10 protein-coding genes and 1 pseudogene are annotated in these 18,370 nt (G+C 57.3%); 6 read left to right on the forward strand and 5 right to left on the reverse strand.

All coding sequences use genetic code 11. From position 1 onward, the window contains the following. The first annotated feature begins 26 nt into the window (after positions 1 to 26). Both J5N58_RS23620 and J5N58_RS23625 read left to right on the forward strand, forming a co-directional pair. A complete protein-coding gene (locus J5N58_RS23620) occupies positions 27 to 2,699 on the forward strand; it encodes a UvrD-helicase domain-containing protein (protein WP_244713366.1) in 2,673 nt (890 codons plus the stop codon). Positions 2,700 to 2,899: 200 nt separating this feature from the next. After that, positions 2,900 to 3,355 carry a hypothetical protein gene (locus tag J5N58_RS23625; RefSeq protein WP_244713375.1) on the forward strand — a complete coding sequence of 152 codons (456 nt, stop codon included), beginning with the start codon at positions 2,900 to 2,902 and terminating at the stop codon, positions 3,353 to 3,355. Positions 3,356 to 3,417: 62 nt separating this feature from the next. Here J5N58_RS23625 and J5N58_RS23630 read toward each other — a convergent pair whose 3' ends face one another. After that, a complete protein-coding gene (locus J5N58_RS23630; protein ID WP_112831961.1) occupies positions 3,418 to 4,329 on the reverse strand; it encodes an HNH endonuclease in 912 nt (303 codons plus the stop codon). A 410-nt stretch (positions 4,330 to 4,739) separates the two neighbouring features. On the opposite strand from J5N58_RS23630, the gene J5N58_RS23635 reads away from it, so the two are divergent. Then, positions 4,740 to 6,194 carry an ATP-binding protein gene (locus J5N58_RS23635; protein ID WP_112831963.1) on the forward strand — a complete coding sequence of 485 codons (1,455 nt, stop codon included), beginning with the start codon at positions 4,740 to 4,742 and terminating at the stop codon, positions 6,192 to 6,194. Positions 6,195 to 6,325: 131 nt separating this feature from the next. Next, positions 6,326 to 9,628 (forward strand): DEAD/DEAH box helicase, encoded by a 3,303-nt coding sequence (locus J5N58_RS23640; RefSeq protein WP_112831964.1) that lies wholly within the window; start codon positions 6,326 to 6,328, stop codon positions 9,626 to 9,628. Positions 9,629 to 9,982: 354 nt separating this feature from the next. On the opposite strand, the gene J5N58_RS23645 is transcribed toward J5N58_RS23640, so the two are convergent. Further along, positions 9,983 to 11,722, reverse strand: coding sequence for a phospholipase D-like domain-containing protein (locus tag J5N58_RS23645; protein ID WP_162708414.1), 1,740 nt, complete (start codon positions 11,720 to 11,722; stop codon positions 9,983 to 9,985). Beyond that, a complete protein-coding gene (locus tag J5N58_RS23650; RefSeq protein ID WP_244713385.1) occupies positions 11,719 to 15,216 on the reverse strand; it encodes an AAA domain-containing protein in 3,498 nt (1,165 codons plus the stop codon). Before J5N58_RS23650 ends, J5N58_RS23645 begins: the two co-directional genes overlap by 4 nt. A gap of 80 nt (positions 15,217 to 15,296) precedes the next feature. Between J5N58_RS23650 and J5N58_RS23655 the strand changes: the two genes are divergently transcribed. Continuing rightward, complete coding sequence (locus J5N58_RS23655) at positions 15,297 to 16,178, forward strand: SIR2 family NAD-dependent protein deacylase (protein ID WP_112831967.1); 882 nt, start codon at positions 15,297 to 15,299, stop codon at positions 16,176 to 16,178. A 197-nt stretch (positions 16,179 to 16,375) separates the two neighbouring features. On the opposite strand, the gene scpB is transcribed toward J5N58_RS23655, so the two are convergent. Together scpB and J5N58_RS23665 are read right to left on the reverse strand one after the other, a co-directional pair. Then, complete coding sequence (scpB, locus tag J5N58_RS23660) at positions 16,376 to 17,062, reverse strand: SMC-Scp complex subunit ScpB (RefSeq protein WP_112831968.1); 687 nt, start codon at positions 17,060 to 17,062, stop codon at positions 16,376 to 16,378. Between the two features lie 2 nt (positions 17,063 to 17,064). Beyond that, the gene (locus tag J5N58_RS23665; protein WP_112831969.1) at positions 17,065 to 18,006 is read right to left on the reverse strand and encodes a DUF1403 family protein; all 942 of its coding nucleotides are present in this window, start codon (positions 18,004 to 18,006) and stop codon (positions 17,065 to 17,067) included. Between the two features lie 242 nt (positions 18,007 to 18,248). Here J5N58_RS23665 and J5N58_RS23670 point away from each other — a divergent pair. Further along, positions 18,249 to 18,370: pseudogene (locus J5N58_RS23670) on the forward strand (IS6 family transposase); the annotation flags it as partial.

Consider the following 18,370-nt stretch of genomic DNA (forward strand, 5'->3'; position numbering starts at 1 on the left):
GGTTCCTTCCTCAAGGAAAATGGAAGATGACGCTGACCGCGTCCTCGCCCGCATCCATACGTCTTGAAGTCGGCGACGCGGTCAAACTTCCCTGTCTGGATGTCGTCGCCATTTCCGTCAGCAAGGCATTGCTGTGGCACACCGTCGAAGTCCGGTCGCGCGACCGGATCCATAACCTTTCCTGCCTTGGAGAAGAAGCCGCGACACGGTTGGCGGCCGATCTTTACAGCTTCATCAACAACCACCTCTTCGAGTTGATCGGCTCAGACACCGGCCGATTGAGCGAGGTGGATACGAAACTGCAGGCCATCACCGAAGGAAAGCGACAGTATCTGGCCCAAGCCGACCTTGGCCGGGCCATTGCGAGCGTAGCCGGTGAAGCCACCGCCGCGCTTTCGCACCCTTTATTCGATCCGGAATTGATGCCGCCTGCCCTGAAAGCGGCGCTCCCCCAGTCGCTCGCCTTCATCACCGATCCGGATGTGCGGCATAGATATAATGACGCGTTCGTTTCGGCAGAGCTGTCGAGATACCGATCGTTCTTCGACAATCTGGACGGCCGGTCATTGTCCGACCAGCAACGCGAGGCATGCATTCGCCTGGAGGACAACAATCTGCTGGTCGCCTCAGCCGGATCGGGCAAATCCGCGACCATGGTCGGCAAGGTCGCCTATGTTCTCGACAAGCAGCTCTATCGGCCGGAAGAGGTGCTCGTGCTCGCCTTCAACAAGAGCGCCGCCGACGAGCTGAAAGAACGGATTTGCAGGCAGCTGGCGATCGGTCCGGAAGACCTCGGATGCAAGGTGACCACGTTTCATGCGCTCGGTCGCGGCATTATCGAAGAGGTCGACGGTCGGCCGCCACAGCTTGCCGATTGGGTTGAGCACCCCGCCGGCGAAGCGAAGATCATCGAACGGATCATCGAGGAACTGCTGCGATCGGATGCGGAATTCGCCGAGCTCTGGGTCAACATCCTTGTCCTTCATCCGAAAGCGGACATTCCGGCCCAAGAGTTCGGCTCGAGGGAGGACTATGATCGCTACCTGTCGGTGCGCCGCCGGAACGGCAATGCGACCATCGGCACGTTGGCCGGCATCTACGTTAAGTCGCTCCAGGAGCAGACGATCGTCAATTGGCTGTGGCTCAATTCCGTCGATTTCGAGTACGAACGCCAGATCGCGATCGAAGAGCAAAACGGCGAGATCCGTTACGTCCATCCGGACTTCTATTACCCCGCCAGCAAGACGATCCACGAGCACTTGGCCATCAACGGCAATGGTTCGTCGCCCTTCAGAGACTACGTCACCCATGCCGAAAACAAGCTGGCCGGCTACAGCAAGGCTGGGATGGATGTCTTCCAGACGACGTCGGCGCAGGCGAGCAATGGGTCGTTGATTGCAGCACTCGAAGCCGAGCTTCGGAAGCGAAACATTTCGCTCGAACGAAAAAGCTACACCGCAATCGTCAAAGCCCTCGAGCCCGTTGTCATCAAGCACTATCACAAGCTGATTGCCGTCTGCACCAAACACATCCGCGCCAGCCACCTGACCCTAGACATGCTGCTGGAGCGCGCCAAATCGCTCCACGACCGGACCCGCGCAAAGGAATTTGCACAGGTCGTCTGGAAGATCGCGGAGACCTATTCCCGGAAGCTGGAAGAAGCCGGCCGCATCGACTTCGACTCGATGATCGCCAATGCCACGCAGTTCGTGGAGACCGGGCAGTATAAGAGCCCCTATTCCCTGATCCTCGTCGACGAGTTCCAGGATGTTTCCGAGCCGCGCGCGAAACTGATCAAGGCGCTGAAGCACCAGAAGCCGTTCACAAAGGTCTTTGCCGTCGGTGACGACTGGCAGTCGATCTATCGCTTCGCCGGATCGGACATTACGATCTTCACGCAGTTCGAAGCAAATTTCGGGGCAAGCTGGCAAGGTCGTCTGGAGCAGACCTATCGCTGCAACCAGTTCATCGCCGACACGGCTGCCAGCTTCGTGCAGCGCAATGCCGCTCAACTGAAGAAATCGGTGCGCTCGACGCGCCCGGCAATTGCGCGATCGATCCGGGTCGTTCCGATAGACGGTGATCGCGGCAAACCTGATTTCGCTGACGCCTGCCAGCGATTGCTGAAGCGACTCGATACCTTCCTTGGGGGGATAGCGGGGCAATGGCGGAGCGACGAGCACCAGAAGCTCAAGGTCATGGTGTTGTGGCGCTATAACCAACTTGATCCTTTGAAGGGGGCACCGCCAAAATTCGAGCACATCGAGGTTTCGGGACTGTCATTTCATCGCGCCAAGGGGCTCGAGGCCGACTATACGATCCTGCTCGATGTCAGCGAAGGCGACTACGGAGTGCCAAGCCGGATCGAGGATGACGAGCTGCTCAATCTGGTCATGCCGCAACCGGAGACGTTTGAATTTGCCGAAGAGCGTCGCCTCTTCTACGTTGCGTTGACGCGCGCAAGTCGTGGTGTGTTCCTACTCACCAATAGCCGTGAGCCGTCCAGATATATCCGCGAACTGTCCGAAATCGCCGGCGACAATCTGCGGTTCGAAACCATCGATGGCGATCCTCTACATCAATGTCCCAAATGCCGTGTCGGACAGCTTGTCGAGAGGAAAGCCCGTAACAATAGTCGGTTTATGGGGTGCAATCAGTATCCTGCATGCGATCATACCCAGCGGAACCCGGCTAAGTAGTGAAATGGCGGCGGGCGATACCGATTATGATCATTCCGCCAACAGGCACATCGTCAGCAGAGAGGTGGTTTCGGCTCTGTTGCCATGGGGAACAGAAATGTGACCTCACATGTCAAACGCGACGAATTGCAGCAATGGTTCGGAAATGCATTTCATGCCTTATGGGCTTCTATTCTTGTTCAGCTTTGGAAAAACAGCCTATGAAGACACTCCTTTTCGCAATCGGTTTGGCATGCGCGCTCCCAGCAGTTGTTGAAGCAAGCGATAGCATCCACGTGACCGTAGTTCAGAATGACAAGGAGATCTTGGTCGGTTTTCTTCATGTCGATGCCACGGGAAGGAAGGGTAACATAGAGAGCTTCAGAGACCACCCTTACATGATTTGTCGTCAAGAGAGCCCTGAACGCGTCTCCGCCGATGCCGCTACAGCGACAGATGGCGCGTCGGTTCAGATCACGCGCCGAGACAATGGCCTTGTTGACGTTGAGGTAACTGTTAGGACAGTAGATCAGCACGAGCTAAAACTCGCGCAAAATCAGTGTGCTGCGACAACCGTTGAAGTGAAATCAGTCAGCGACAAAATTCTTCTGCAGCCTTCCGATGGGCCCGTACATTTTCACCTGGCAGGTGCGACTGTCGCGATCAAAGGGCTGTAACTTGGACTTCAAGTGCTGGGGATGTGAATCGAACTGCCTGGCACTTACCCCCCGCCGAAAAGTCAGTGCTTGAAGCAATTCTCGCGATGCCACTGGAGAAAATGAGGGTGTGGCCGCTCGAACGTTCGTGACGGCACAATCGCCCTTCCAGTCTTGTTAATCAGACCTTGGATGCTTGCCGGATCGTTGGCCTGCCGCGAGATCAGGATCTCGAGCTCATCCGAGAGGCCGATCAGCCCGCGGTCGAACATCCAGTGTGCGGTGCCTGAAAGGGCGATGCCATTGCCGAGAGTATCGGGGCCGTTTGCCTCCACAGGCCGGATATGCGCGGCATCGACTTCCGCACGCCCGCCCCCGTTGATGAGCTTCAGGCCCGTGATCGCGCACCGTTTATCATAGGCCTGCAAAACGAGCCGGCGAAACAGCCGATTGCGAACGATCCGCGACGAAAGCTGCGTGATCCGCTCGCGCTCTTGCTCAAATTTGAACGGCGCCTGAGCTCCGTCTTCAAATCCGTCGGCAGGAGGCGTTACCCCCGGTTCATCCAACCGAGGCAGTTCAGGCTGACGCTCATCGAGGCCAATCGACACGATGCGATTGAAATCCGCCGGGGATATCGGACGCACTGCGGCCTGTGCTCTACCGGAAATCCGGCCCTCGTCATTCAGGACCCCTCTCTCTATGACACCGTCCGGCCCACTGAACGGAACAGGATTGATGAAATCGAGGTAGCTGCCGAGTTCGATGAACGCCAGATACATGCCGGGCGCCTTTGGATCCGGAATGACTTCAGCGACCTTTGCGACGGCAAAGTAGCCGCGAGTCGCTGCAACCTTGCGCGGCTCGTAGTATATGATCCAATCTCCGACGCAGGCTTGCACGCGGCCGAGATACTGGCTCGGGAACTGATACTGTTCCGCCGGGCTGTCGTCGTAAATCGAATCTGAACGATGAATAAAAACCCCGAATCCCATTTCGGATGCTTACCACGACCAAGGCGTTTCAGCATATCGCGGCTTCATCAGCAATTTTGGGTTCGTTTGCCAGCTGGCCTTAGCAGGCCACGCCCCGGCATTGGTGCCGGCGAACAAGCTTACGGCATGATATAACCCGCTCTTCTTTTTGGCCCCTATCTTGTTGTTTTCACTCATATCAGATGGAGTAGGAAGGCCAGATTCTGACAAAACCAGGATAAAAACTAACGACTGTCTTCGCTCTCTGCAAAGCGATCGCCGTAAGCCATTCCATCAAAACGCGGATAAAAATCCGCGTCGAAGGCCACTCGGCATCGCTTTGTTTTTGTTTGCAATTCTCCACGGCTTCCGCTGGAAATAGGTTCTGAACCAACCGAATCTGATATAAGGGGGATAAAAGAGGAATCACCATGCCGATTCACGACCCCTGCGCACTTCTCAACCGATTGCTGGAAGAACCCAACGAAAGCGCATGGTTGGAATTCAAGGTCAACAACAAGGATCCACGCGAAATCGGGGAATACGTGTCGGCGCTTGCAAATTCGGCAATGCTAGCGGGGCGAGATCGCGCCTTCCTTGTATTCGGAATCGAAGACCGTACGAGGAACAGGGTTGGCACAGAGCTTCGCCTGCAGCAACTCAAACAAGGCAATGAGGATTTCACCAACTGGCTGGCACGAATGGTCGAGCCGCGAGTGCTCATTGAGGTTCTCGACTTTGTCTGCGATGGCTTGACCTATTCGGTCGTTGCTATCGAGCCGTCCTATGAACGGCCTGTAAAATTCGCCGGCACGGAATTTATCCGGATCGGCGAAAACAAGAAAAAGCTCGCCGAGTTTCCTGAGCACGAACGCGCGCTCTGGATAGCAACCGGCCGCCGGCGCTTCGAAACCGCCGTCGCGTCATCGAATGTCACGGCCGACGATGTCTTCGCCACGCTCGACCCCGACCCGATTTATGATCTGACGGGCGAGCCAAAGCCGAAGAATTCTCAAGAGATCATTCGAAAGATGATCGATGCGGGCTTTCTGCTCGATAATCTCGAGGGAAGGTTCGACATCACCAACCTGGGGGCAATCATGTTGGCGCGCGATGTCACTGTCTTTCCTTCCATCGCGGGAAAGACAGTTCGCATCGTCAAATACACCGGTCGCGACAAATTTCGCTCAGACTTTGAGCAGGAGGGCAAGAAGGGATACGCCGTCGGCTTTACAGGAATGATGCGGTTTCTGATGGAGCGGCTTCCAAAAGAAGAGCGATACATCGACGGCGTCCGACGTATGGTGCCGCATTTCCCGGAAACGGCCGTTCGTGAAGTGATCGCCAACGCTCTCATACACCAGGATTTCATGGCAACCGGCGTCGGTCCCGTAGTCGAAATCTATGAAAACCGCATCGAAGTCACCAATCCGGGCAATTCCTTGATCAGCACCGATCGCATTCTCGATGAGCGCCGTTCGCGAAACGAGAAACTCGCTGCGACGATGCGTTCCTTCGGACTCTGCGAGGAGCGCGGCGGCGGCCTTGACAAGACTCTGATCGAAATCGAAGCGCAGCACCTGCCCGCTCCCGATTTCATCTCGTCTGAGAATTCGATGCGGGTCGTGCTGTTTGCGCCGAAGCCCTTCGGCCAGATGTCGAAGGCCGAGAAGTTGCGGGCATGTTTCTTCCACTGCGTCATACGCTGGCTTACCCATGACTACATGAGCAACGCGACTCTCCGTGAACGCTTCTCACTGGCGCCGGAAGAGTATCAGGCCGTTTCCGCCGTCATCGCCGAATCTATTAAGCTCGGCCGCATCGCACCTGCCGATCCTGATCAAGGCAAGCGCAACGCGCGATATGTGCCCTACTGGGCAGCTTGAGCAAGCCTGCGAGCATTGCCGCCCTCAAAAGCAACGCGCATAGGTTGAAAGCTTTACTGATCGGGCTTAGCTTCTGCTGCCGACACTATAGGGAACTTAAGCGCGGCCATGTTGTGGGGAAGTAGGGAACAATGGGGTTGTTCGAGGATTGGCGTGGCATCGTCACGTTGCCACCTCTGCCGGAGTTACGTCAAAAAGCTGGGCGCTTCACTGTTCGCCAAATAGTATTTCGGGGCGCGACCGTGCGCGCCCGCATCTATCCTTCGCAAGTTGCGAAGCACGATATCATTCGTACCGACCTCAAGCCGCCTTATGACGAGTTGCTTCTCCGGCACAAAGGCGCGAAACGGCGGCCGAGCAGCTTGCCGGTCGTTACATCCGTCGAGGAGTTCGACCGAGCGAACCCGCCTACATCCTTGACGCTGCGCTGGGATCGGGCGGAAGTCCTCTTGGATCGTGCCAATACACCAGAAAAGCTGCTCGACACCTGGGCTCATCAGTTCAGCTTCCGGCTGGAGGGAGATAACGACGAGCCGGGGCTCCGTCTCCCTCAGATCGGTGCCCTTCATGCCATTGCCGCGCACTTCGCAGTCGGAGAGACATTCGAGCCCGCGACGGTCGTCCTACCGACGGGAACGGGCAAGACAGAGACCATGTTGGCGGCGCAGGTCTACCTTCGCCCGGAGCATACACTGGTGCTGGTCTCTGGCGTTCCTCTCCGCGACCAAATAGAGGACAAGTTCCTCTCACTCGGTTATCTGCCTACGGCATTGGCAATCCCGCCGGAACTGGCCGGCCCGCGCGTCGCCGTCATCGCCGGCGGTATTCGCAGCGCAGACGAAGCTGAGGCGCTCCTCAAGCAAGCGAACGTCTTCATCACACTTCCAAATTCGCTCGATGCTTCCCATCCAGAAGCCGTTGCCGCCCTCGCGCAGGGCTGCTCGCACCTTTTCGTCGACGAAGCCCACCACATCACGGCCAACACTTGGCGATCGGTACGCGATCGTTTCGACGCCAAACGCGTCATCCAGTTCACGGCAACGCCGTTTCGACGGGACGAGAAGCGCGTCGATGGCAAGATCATTTTCAACTACAAGCTCGGCGACGCGCAGCGTGCTGGCTATTATAAGAAGATCCAGTTGCGGACCGTTGAAGAGTACGGCGACCAAGAGGCTCGCGACTTTGCCGTTGCCAATGCCGCCGTCGCAGCCCTTCGCCGTGATCTAGATTTGAACCGCGACCACATTTTGCTCGCTCGCACTGAGACTCAAGCGCGAGCTGATGCTCTCGCGGCAATATATGAGCAGATCGCGGCAGACCTTCATCCGGTGAAAGTTTACTCAGATCGCCCCGACAGTCAGAACCGTGCGGCACTGAAGGCGCTCAGGAACCGGCGCGACACAGGTTCGCGAATTATCGTCTGCGTGGATATGCTCGGCGAAGGTTTTGACTTCCCCCAGCTCAAAGTTGCCGCGCTGCACGATACCCACAAATCACTCGCGATTACCTTGCAATTTATTGGACGCTTTACGCGCAAAGGCCCAACGGACGTTGGCGATGCTACTGTCATCACCAACATTGCCGACCCTCAAGCTGAGCGGAAGCTCGCCGGCCTGTATGCTGAGGGTGCTGATTGGGACAAACTCATTCGTCGTCTGAGTGAAGAGCGTATCGCCGACGAGCTACAGCTTCAGGAGGTTATTGAGCGGTTGAAACAGACTGGCGATCTCGCCGCGCAGCTATCTCTGTGGAACCTACGACCCGCTATCTCCACCCAGTTCTACAAGACCCAATGCCATGTCTGGACGCCGCTGGAATATGCCAAAACGCTCCCTCGCGACGCCGAAAGCTGGTATGCGCTCGACGAACAAGACAAGCTGCTCATCGCTGTCGTCGCTCATGTTGAGGATGTAAAGTGGGGTGACTACCAGAATATAGCAAACAACCTCTATGACCTCATTATTGCCCGATGGGACGCTGGCCAGAAGGTCCTGTCGCTCTATGCGAGCGACTACGCTCGTATGCGCACCGAGCAAATGGCAAAAGCGGTCGCTGGAGAGGACGCCGAACTCTTCGGCGGCGATGCCATCTTCAATATCCTCAATGGCGTCGAGCTTCCTTTGGTCAAGAACCTAGGCTCGCGTCGCGTCGGAGCTATCAGTTTCACGACCTACTTCGGCACGAACGTCACCGAGGGACTGAGCCACATCGATAAATCGGAGGCCGAACTAAACAACATCGCCTGTGTCGGCTACGAAGACGGTGAACGCGTGCTGTGGGGAGGTGCCAAGCGAAAAGGCAAGGTCTGGCAGCAGCGCAAATCAGGCTCCGTTGCCGACTGGGTCGAGTGGACCAAATCCACATGGGGCAAGGTTACGTCAGACGACGATGACGTCACCAATATCATCAAGGGCTTTCTTCGCCCCCAGAAGCTGCTCGCACCTCACCCATCTCACGCGATCTCTGCTGAGTGGGGTGAGCAAGCACAGCTTAGCCTCGCGGAGCGGCAGTTCGTACTGTTCGGGAGCGTTGAGAAGCAGCTCTTCGAGGTCGATGTCGAAATAGACTCCGTTGAGGAGGACGGCACGGTGTGCATCGGCTTCGAAGCCGAGGACGTCAGGTCCGTATATCGGCTCGAAATCTCACCAGGGCTCCCGGGAGGTTACGCCTATCAGCATAAGTCCGGGCCGAAGGCCTCATTCCAGAAGGTTACCAAGGCCGCAGAACCGCTGGAGCAATACCTCCAGCGCGATCCCGTCATCATCCGCTACGCGGATGGCACTCATTCCTACAATTGCTATCACATTCCCACAAATTTGCAGGCGGGTCTCTATCCCAAAGATCAGCTGGAGGCGTGGGATTTCTCGAATATTCCTCTCAACAGCGAGTCCATGGGAAAAGCTGGCAACACCCAAACCATCCAATACCGCGCCTTCGAGCACATTCATGACGAATATGGTCTGATTTTGAACGACGATGGTCCTGGCGAGGCTGGTGATCTAGTTTGCTTCAAGGATGTCGACGAAACCACCACAAAGCTAACGCTTGTCCACTGTAAGGGTGCAATTGGCGCCCGGGTTTCAGGCATCATAGACAACTTTTACGTCGTCTGCGGGCAGGCGCAGAAGTGCATCTCGACCAAGCACAAAGGTATTGCGAAGCTGGTCGGCGTCTTACAGCGGCGCGAGCGGCTTTGGGCTGCATCCGGCAGCACAAGGTTCTTGAAGGGCGGCCATCGCGAAATGGCGTACTTCCGTGAGAAAGCCCGCAAGTCGAAAGTCGAGTTCGAGGTAATTCTCGTACAGCCTGGCGCTAGTGTGGAGACAGTCAGCGACGACATCTTACGCCTTATTGCGACCACTGATCTGTTCCTCAAGAAGACCACGGAAGCGACGTTCCGCGTTGTCGTAAACGCAGGCAACGCTAGGTGCTAGCTTCGGACCACGCCGAACTTCGAAAGCAGCTCAGTTTACGTGTCACCAAGGATCGAACCGCCAGCATATTGTCCGAGGATTGGTATCACAAGCTCGAGAAAGCCCTTCGTTTCGTTAGCGAGGGCCGTGACCACTCCGTTTGACACACAGCCGGAAAGGAAGCGAACCTCAAGTCCGCTATTCTCCGTCGTGCGTAGGCGAGTAGGTCCCGAAGCCCGCGTTGCGGGAAACCGCGATCGCGGACAATGTCGACGGCGGCAACAGCCCGAACTTATTCTTGACCGGAGCCTCCACGCGCTCCGTAAGACAACAACTCATCGGTCATGAAGGGTTCGACGTCGTCCGTAACAATAATCACTCCATCAAGGCGGGAGTAACCGTTAGGCCGAGACTCATTAATTTTCCGCGCAGAATGTCAGCCACGGCCGGTCCGTTGATAAGAACTCCAAGTTCAGCGCCCTTTACTCTCGCGCCATCGACGACGGTCGATAACCAGTTGAAACTTGTTATTGCAACCGCGTCCTTGTCCCAGGCAAGAAACTTGCCATGTAGGTCGGGGATTTGCTCAATCGTCATTCCCCTCTTGAGGATTTCTCCCACATCCGGAACTCGTCCGCTTTCGACGAGACCCTTGCTTGGGCGCTGGTAAAATAGGAACGGCTTCCTACCCAGTTCCGCTGCACGTTGCAGTGGCACTAAAACCGATGTTTCTGCCGCCAGGCCAAACAGATCACAGCCGAGAACGACGGTTTCCCTCGACCGGTCGCGCGCCATGGTGACGCAGGCGTAGTGATCGCCATCGGCTATCAGGTTCAAGGCGTGAGTTCCAACCTCCTGGTGCCGGCGGGAAATAAGTTTGATCGAGTTCCAGCAGCGATTTAATCTTCGTACGACTGCGGGCCACGATCCCGACGCAGGTAGCTGAGCGGAAATCAAATGGCTCAAAATCTCTGATGCGAATCTAGGGCTCACTGTTCTGAACGACACGTCGATGGCGGTAAACCACGACGACAGGAAATTGCAGCTTCCTACGATGGTCGTCCACTTCCCTGTCGTCCGATCATCATAGACGATCACCTTTGCGTGGGAGCCGGAAGAGTTCGGCGATAGTTGCACCCGCAATCGAACGTTCGGCGAAAGCGTATCCAGAACCTGGTTTGTTTCCTGAATGGGTCGCGGCTTTTCCGGCGACTCTGGATCGGAATGCAGCCCCCACAGCAAATCAATCCGCACCTTCCGTCTGGCGGCGCGTTCGATATCGGGAAGAAGCCGCCTGACCACTTCAGGATGAAGGAAGCAGGAGTGGATCACGATGTGGGTTTTGCTCGCTTCCAGAGCTGCCTGAAGTGCGGACAGGTGCTCTGGCCCTCCGACGATGATACTGTCCGCAGAAACGTTCTCGCGAGCCATATCAGGCATTTCTGTCCAGGACGTTAGATCGTCGTCTTCGATATCGAGGTCGGAGACCATCGACGCGGCCGTCTCGATTTCGGCTCGAAGCTTCAGTGGTGCATAACTTGGAAGCCCACGACGCACCTCGTCGAAAGTCAGGACGATACGTGCATACGTTCGCGACGGCGCTCTGTTTGCAGGCAGGAAGCCATCAAAGCCTTCGCTGGAATTCAGGTAGATGAGATCTCGGACGCCGGGATCGTCGTAGTTCAAGGTGAAGTGTATAGGGTCGATAACCGCGGCGTCTTCGGGCAATTCCGGTTCATAGACCAGTTCGAGATCATCGGTACGAAGCCATGTCCCTGTCACGCGGTCCATGCATAGCGAGGCGTAACGGGTCTCTCTCCTTAGTTCAGGGAGCAGCTCGTCATCTTCCGCCCGTTTCGCGCCGACGGGCGTCGCCGTGAACAACGTATGCTCCCCGCTGGATCGGACTTCAATCCAACCAGAGCGCAACAGATTGATCAGTGATTCAATTACCAACCGCGGCGGCAGATTGGCTAGCGCGGCCATGTCCGACAGTGATCGACGATTTGTCTTCAACTCCACCAGCAGCATGTGGTCAAGGAGGCTCCACCTCCTGCCCAAGCTTACCTGGTAGCCGATCGCCGCACGGAAGACAGGCAGGTACAAGATTTTCATCGCGAAGCCTCCACCCATCCAAGGCGTCCCGACTCACGCGCCTGCTCCATTCGGTGCATGAGGCGGCCGATGTATGCGTATTCCTCGTCGGGCGAAGTGTGTTCGGTACAACGCGATTTGAAGAAATCCCAACTGCCGACTATGATCAGCTTCTGCTTGGCGCGGCTCAGCAACACGTTCATCCGGTTCGCCTCCTTCAGGAAACCGACGCTCTTCCAAGGTACTAGCGGATTGTTTCGAACGAGGCTCACGATGACCACGTCTGCCTCGCTGCCTTGGAATTCGTCAACGGTCGCGCCCATCCGCTTGCCATGACTGAGGTCGAACGGGGAGGAGAACATATGCTCCAGAAGCCCTGTCCTTTTTTCCACAAGAACCGCTTCTCTGATCGCAGAGAGCTGGTGGTTGTACGGGGATAGTACTTGGATTTCACAGGGAGTGTCGCCTCGCGCACGAAGTTGCGAAAGAACGTCAACGACTGCGCGAGTCTCAGACGGAGATTCAAATATCCCGTCCTTTTCACCTTCTGCGTCTTCGACCTTCTGCTTCCAGGGAACGTCGCACCAGACGATGCGCTGGGCCGGCAGCCAGGAGTCTTTGAGGATCGTAAATGGAGGATCGCCGATGAATTTCTCATACGTTTCCTGAGGCGACGACAGGATCGTTTCGGTGGGAGTGTCGGCGGGATAGAAGACTTTGCCAACGAGGTCGGCAATATCAGGGTGCATGCGATGCTGGTCGGTGAGTGTTGCAGCGGGACCGCGCGTGCCACTTTCATCCAAACTGTTCTGGAAGATGCGGCCGAAGAGGTCGACCATTCGCCTCCACTGGTCGCACCGCTCCTCGAAGGACCCAGCTCCCTCCTCATCATCGACGATGGATTTATCGACAAGTCGCGGTGCAAACTCTTCGCCAGTTTCGATCGCCCGCTTTACCCTCAGTGCATCACCAAGAAGATCTTTGAATATCTTGGAATTGAAGGGAGGGAGTTGAAAGTGATCGCCGATGAGCAGGAGGCGATGGCTCTCGGACAACGCCACCGCCATATCGAAGCCATGCGCCTTTCCAGCTTCCTCGATAATGGACCAGTCGAATCTACGGCCCCTCTCAGAAAGATCGGCCAGGTCCGGCGAATTCAACGTTGTGAACGTGACGTTCGCAGCGTCCTGGATCAGCATCTGCATGGTACGCAGTTCGACGTCGGCAGCCTCGTCGTGTAGAGCGGCGTCCGGCATCAGAGCCGCAAGTCTTGATTTAAGCCGCTCAGGAACCCGGCCAGCAAGTTCGCTGGCTTGCAGCCGACGAACCATCGACTGGGTCACCGGCCCGACATCGTGTTCGGTCGGCTCCTTGGGACCTAGTCTTAAGAGGATTGGCCTATTGTCCTCCTCGATCGTTTGAAACAGCTCGCTGAGCTTCTTCCGGACGTCGTCGACGGTATGATGCGAGTGCGCCGTCACCAGGATTTGAGCCGACGTATCACTGTTGAAGAGACGATCCGCGAACGCCTTGATCAGCGTCGTCTTCCCGGTTCCCGGAGGTCCCTGGAGCGCGAAAGACGGCTGCGTCTCCCAGAGCCGCCTCAAGGCCTCGTTCTTTGATCCGTCCAGTTCGATCTGGGTCCGTTTTTTTGGCTCCTGATCCCCACTAGGACGACTTGTTCCTAGCGGATCCCCTAGCAATCTAAGAAGACTTTCGTGTGATCGAAGATCCTCGATCGCCTCGTACCTTCGCTTGATTTGTGCGATCGTTCCACCATGATTGCGAGCGAGGTACATCAAGGAGGGTCGTACCGGAAAATTCCCTGAGGCCCTGAAAAAGTATTGCGGACCGTCCGCTTCTGGGCTCGATGCCAGAAATCGCCAGTCCGCCTGGCTGCTTTCGCTATCGACCATCTTTCGCTCCAGGAGCGAGTAGGTATCCCGGTTAGGGTCGTCGTCATCGTCTGTCCCGACAAATTCCGCACCGAGCTTGAACCAGTCTCTCAACTGCTCCGACGGTCTCGCCAATCCCAGATGCTGTGCCAGCAGGTTTCTATTCGCCTCTTCTCGCGGCGTCACGACGATGGTGGTGTCTTGTTGAGTATGGTGGACGCTGATGATTTGAACCGGGCAGATCCTGGCCGCGGTAAGAACGGTATCTAGCTGCTGTGTCACCCTAAAGAAGTCATGAACCAGCTTGAGGTGCGGCTGGATCTCACGCTTGCTTCCCGAGAAGGAAAAAACCTTATTCCAGGGCGCACTTCGGTCTCGGATAGTCTGGTAGGTCTTCCGCACGTCAGGGTATGAGATGATCTCAAGGCGCCGCTGTCCCAGACTGAAATACTGGTCGTCAACTAGAGACCGCGGAATTGCCTCAACGGACTCGCAATACCCAATATCCCAGGTCTCGAGGGTGTTGAGGCGCCAAGGCTTGATCTTGTACTCGAGCTTCTCGCCTCGAATTACAAAGTGAGGATACGGCAAGTTCCTGGACGTAACTCGTGGATCGCCCCGTAGATCCTGTTCCATCCACTCGCGCTGCTTGAATGGCTCGTCTGCCTTAGCCTTGCGTTGCGAGCTGATTTCAATCGACTTAGACAAGTTTGTTCCCGGACCCAATCTGACCGAGAGCACTAGGTTACGCCCGAATCCAGCATTGACGACCGAAAGATCCCGGATCAGGTTTCTGATTTCCGACAGCACCTCGTTTGACGTCGCCAAGCGCTGCTCGTGGTTTTCCTCAAGCAGTCGCAAGATGATGCTTTTCTCTCCGTCGCGAAGGGCCTGAAGGCCCGTCACCGCCGTCCGGATCGCGTCGCGCTTCTTGATGGTTCTTGCGGAAACACCGAACAACTCGGCAGCCACGAGGCCGAAGTCGAACCAATCGGTGGCCGTGGAATATTCGCCATCCGCCTTCTCGAGCTCTGGCGCCACGACCTGGGACATTCGAGCGACCTTCGCGGCCGAGCCGTCCGTCCCAGCGACTCGGAGCGACCATTCAAATCCACTCAACCTGAACTCTCCAGCGCCGTCGGGGTCAACGAAAATCGACGCCGGCGATAACGCCCGATGCAAAGTTCCTTCCCTATGAAGGAGCGATAGGGCCTCCGCTATCCTTAGAAGGCCCTCCCACAGCGGTCGCCTTCTGCCTAACTCATATAGGTTTGAGAGCCATGGGGACCGGGCTCGATCTCGGAGCACCTCCGACAACAGAACGCGACGCCCGCCGTCCAGCACAGCATAGTATTGCCGGTCATCGTAGTTCAGGTCCTGCAGCCTGACGAACAGCTCTGCTGCGCCTGGGTAGCCTTGAAGCCGGGAGAGGGCTCGAACCTCTCGGTTCCAGAGAGCTTTCATCTCGACGTGGTCACCACCACGTTTTTTCCAGATCTTAACATAATAAAGATCGCCGGAGTCCTGAGCCATCCAAAGGTCAGGAATGCCACGGAGGGGATCACCGGTAATGATCTTCTTGTTTAGGCGATACCGTCCTCCGACCGTGTTCTCGACCATACTTCCATTTCTCCGCGAATCCTTTATCAACTTAGTCAAAATCGCAACCTACGCGCAAGCGACCAAACGGCAGGCTCGGCATGGTCATTCAAGACGACAATATGGACGATCTGGTAGACAACTGGCCGTCCTTCCAGAAGCGCGTCACGGTTTTCCTCGGAGCCGGGGCTTCAATTGGCGCACTGAATCAGGCAGGGCGAGCCCTGCCTAACGCGTACCAGCTCCGCAACGATCTTTGGGAAAAATACAAATGGCGGGCTGATGACGGGAATTTCGATCCGTCGACGCTGCGGCTCATGAGCTTGGAACACGCAGCCGCCATCATCGAGGCGAAGACAGGCAGAACAGTCTTAGGCGAATACCTACAAGATGCGTTCCATTGCTCCAAGCCGCTGTGGCAGCATCTCGCGCTCCCCTATCTCAATCCGGCGTCGCTTTTCACAACCAACTATGACCAACTGATCGAACTGGGTTATGCGGGATCCGGAAAAGTCCTTGACGTAATCTGTTCCAACCGCAGTCCGATGGCCGGGCAGACTGCACTGTTTAAACCTCACGGCAGCTTGAGCCACATCAACCAACCCGTAGGTCAGGGTGGGCTCGTCATCACCCAATTCGACTATCTTGAGATGATCGCAGACTACCGAAAGATGCTTCAAAACGCGATGACGGGATTTTCCTCAACTTGCGTTCTGATTATCGGTTACTCGTTCGGTGACATGGACATCGGCTCGGAACTGTATGCTCTGCGTAAGAAAAATGACGGCATACCCTGGTATGCAATCTTCCCTCGCGCGGACAAGGAGGTCCGCAGGATGTATTCTAGGCGCTTTGGTATCGAGCAGATCAACAGAACATTCGAGAGCTTTCTGGCAGATCTCGATGCTCGTATCGACTTCTTGCCATCAAAACTGAAACACGCCCAAAAAAATGTTCTCGAAGCGAGTGACCTCATCCAGTAAAGGAAGGTTAGCGGGCTACCCTCTCCAGGATATGTCGGCTGTCGTGCAGCACCACCATGGTCGTTTCGTGCCGCAGGACAGCGCCGCACTTGCCACTAGCATCCTCAATCATGCCTGCGAAGCTGCTTAGGTGCAAAGAGTTGGGTGGAGACTCTGTCTCTGGGTGACTACTGCTCTGAAACCTTGACCTTACTACACTACTCATCGATATCCGCCTCGGTCATCGGGGCCTCCGCCTGTACGGCGTGCCGACTGAGCAATCCAGCATCCTCCAGCGCCTCGATGTCCGGCAAGTCGCGCAATGTTTCCATGCCGAAGGCGGACAGGAAGTGCTTCGTCGTGACATAGGTATAGGGCGCCCCCGGCGTGGGGCTGCGCGGCCCAGAGGAAATAAACCCGGCAGCACGCAGCGCCCCGATCGTATCGCGGCTGACCTCCTTCCCGAAAATCTTGCTCAGTTCCCCCCGCGTCACCGGCTGGAAATATCCCACCGCCATCAGCACCATCGCCTCGAATTCCGACAGCACCGCCGCCCCTCCTCGCGTCGGCGCTGTCGAGGCCCGGATCGTCTCCGCGAACCGCACCCGGGTGCGGTGCTGCCAGCCGCCGGCGACCGACACCAGCTCGTAGGGCCGGGAACTGAGTTCCTCGCGCAAATCGTCGATGATCAGATCGATGCTGCAGTCCTTTCCGACCACCCGCGCCAGCGTCTCGCGGGTCACAGGCTCGGCTGAAGCAAAGATCACCGCCTCGACTCGCAGCATCCATTCGCGCCAGCGCAGCTCCGGCGGCAGATCCTCCAGTTCCCGGTCATACAGGACATCATCCTGGGGAATCTTTTTAGTGCTGCGGCGTGGCTGCGGCGTCGCGCTCGTCCCGGCCATCGTCACAGCCCGTAGATCCGGAACGACGATCGGCCGGAGAGCTCGCGCACGGCGCCGAAACTCTTCAGTCGTTCGAACAGCCGGGTCGCGGCCCAGCGGGACAGGTTGCTGCCGGGCGCCGAGGCCGGCACGGCGTCCTCGTCAAGCAGGGCTTGGATAACGGCGCCGGCACCTTTCGTCCGGACCTTTGGCGCCACGGTCCTCAGCGTCTCGGCGCGGCGGGCGATATCACCGGCGGTGCGCAGGGCCGCGCCCGCTGCCTCGGTGAGGGCAAGGCAGACGGCCCGGGCAAAGGCCGGCTCCCCCGGGCGCACGCGGCCCGTCTTGAAGGCCGACCCATAGCGCTCGGCCATCAGCAACGGCACAGCAAAATTCCATTTCAGCATCGCGGCGATCAGCATGTCGGCCAGCGCCCAGGCGAGCGGCTCGGCGTCGGGGCGGTCGCTGCATATCGCCGAAACGAGGTCCGCCGCGGCGAACGGTGCCGGCCGGCCCGACTGCAATGCGCCGTCGGCATGGTCGACGGCCGCCGCCAGCCGGTCGTCCCAGGCCAGCCCCAGTAGATCGGCGAGTTCGGCGACGGCCTTCGAGGAAAAGCCGGGTTTTCGGGTCGCGACCCTTTTGTAGGCGGAAAACACCTTGCCGGCGGGTCCGGGATCGTCGCCGGACGCGGTGAGCAGAACGGCGTCGCGCAATGCGTGTTCGTCCTCGCTGCGGCCCATCAGCCGCACGGCCGCCGCGGCGCATTTCAGAGCCTGGCGCGCGCGCCAGCAGCCGGCCCAAGCGGGTTCGGCGCGAACCAGATCGTCCAGTGATTTCAGGGCGATACCGGCGGCAAAGGCGGCGTCCGCCTCCGTCAGCTCACACCCGCGCGGCAGGGCCCAGCCCGGCAAGGCAGCGGAGAGCACCGGCGAGGCGGCGAGAGGGTTGACGGGCGAATCCATGACCGCCACCCTATAACGAGTGCGCGGTTTATGCGATAGATATCGCCACAAACCGCACGACCTGTCTTTGCTTTATAATGACCGATAATCTTGCATTACCGCTCGTTTTGTACATTATAGAGAAATGACTCGAAACGACGACCAAAACAGCGAAAATCAGGGCCTGTCGCAAATTTTGGTAGTTAACGCGCTGTTGACCATCGGCGAGGAAATTGCCGCTCCCATTATCGTGGAGCGCACAAATGATTCTGAATGCCATTGCCGAGAAGCTGAAGCGCCAGTCAAAGGATGATTTCAAAGGGCGGCATTTCGAGGCATGGCTGATCGTGCAGGCGGTGACCTGGTATCTGCGCTATCCGCTCAG

It is taken from the genome of Paenirhizobium cremeum, from assembly GCF_022884085.1.
Taxonomy (GTDB): Bacteria; Pseudomonadota; Alphaproteobacteria; order Rhizobiales; family Rhizobiaceae; genus Allorhizobium; species Allorhizobium cremeum.

What these genes read in the sequence shown, in the direction of transcription:
- J5N58_RS23630 (WP_112831961.1), bottom strand. Translation starts at nt 4,329, where the DNA reads ATGGGATTCGGGGTTTTTATTCATCGTTCAGATTCGATTTACGACGAC.
- J5N58_RS23645 (WP_162708414.1), bottom strand. Translation starts at nt 11,722, where the DNA reads ATGAAAATCTTGTACCTGCCTGTCTTCCGTGCGGCGATCGGCTACCAG.
- J5N58_RS23650 (WP_244713385.1), bottom strand. Translation starts at nt 15,216, where the DNA reads ATGGTCGAGAACACGGTCGGAGGACGGTATCGCCTAAACAAGAAGATC.
- J5N58_RS23635 (WP_112831963.1), top strand. Translation starts at nt 4,740, where the DNA reads ATGCCGATTCACGACCCCTGCGCACTTCTCAACCGATTGCTGGAAGAA.
- J5N58_RS23640 (WP_112831964.1), top strand. Translation starts at nt 6,326, where the DNA reads ATGGGGTTGTTCGAGGATTGGCGTGGCATCGTCACGTTGCCACCTCTG.
- J5N58_RS23665 (WP_112831969.1), bottom strand. Translation starts at nt 18,006, where the DNA reads ATGGATTCGCCCGTCAACCCTCTCGCCGCCTCGCCGGTGCTCTCCGCT.
- scpB (WP_112831968.1), bottom strand. Translation starts at nt 17,062, where the DNA reads ATGGCCGGGACGAGCGCGACGCCGCAGCCACGCCGCAGCACTAAAAAG.
- J5N58_RS23655 (WP_112831967.1), top strand. Translation starts at nt 15,297, where the DNA reads ATGGTCATTCAAGACGACAATATGGACGATCTGGTAGACAACTGGCCG.
- J5N58_RS23620 (WP_244713366.1), top strand. Translation starts at nt 27, where the DNA reads ATGACGCTGACCGCGTCCTCGCCCGCATCCATACGTCTTGAAGTCGGC.
- J5N58_RS23625 (WP_244713375.1), top strand. Translation starts at nt 2,900, where the DNA reads ATGAAGACACTCCTTTTCGCAATCGGTTTGGCATGCGCGCTCCCAGCA.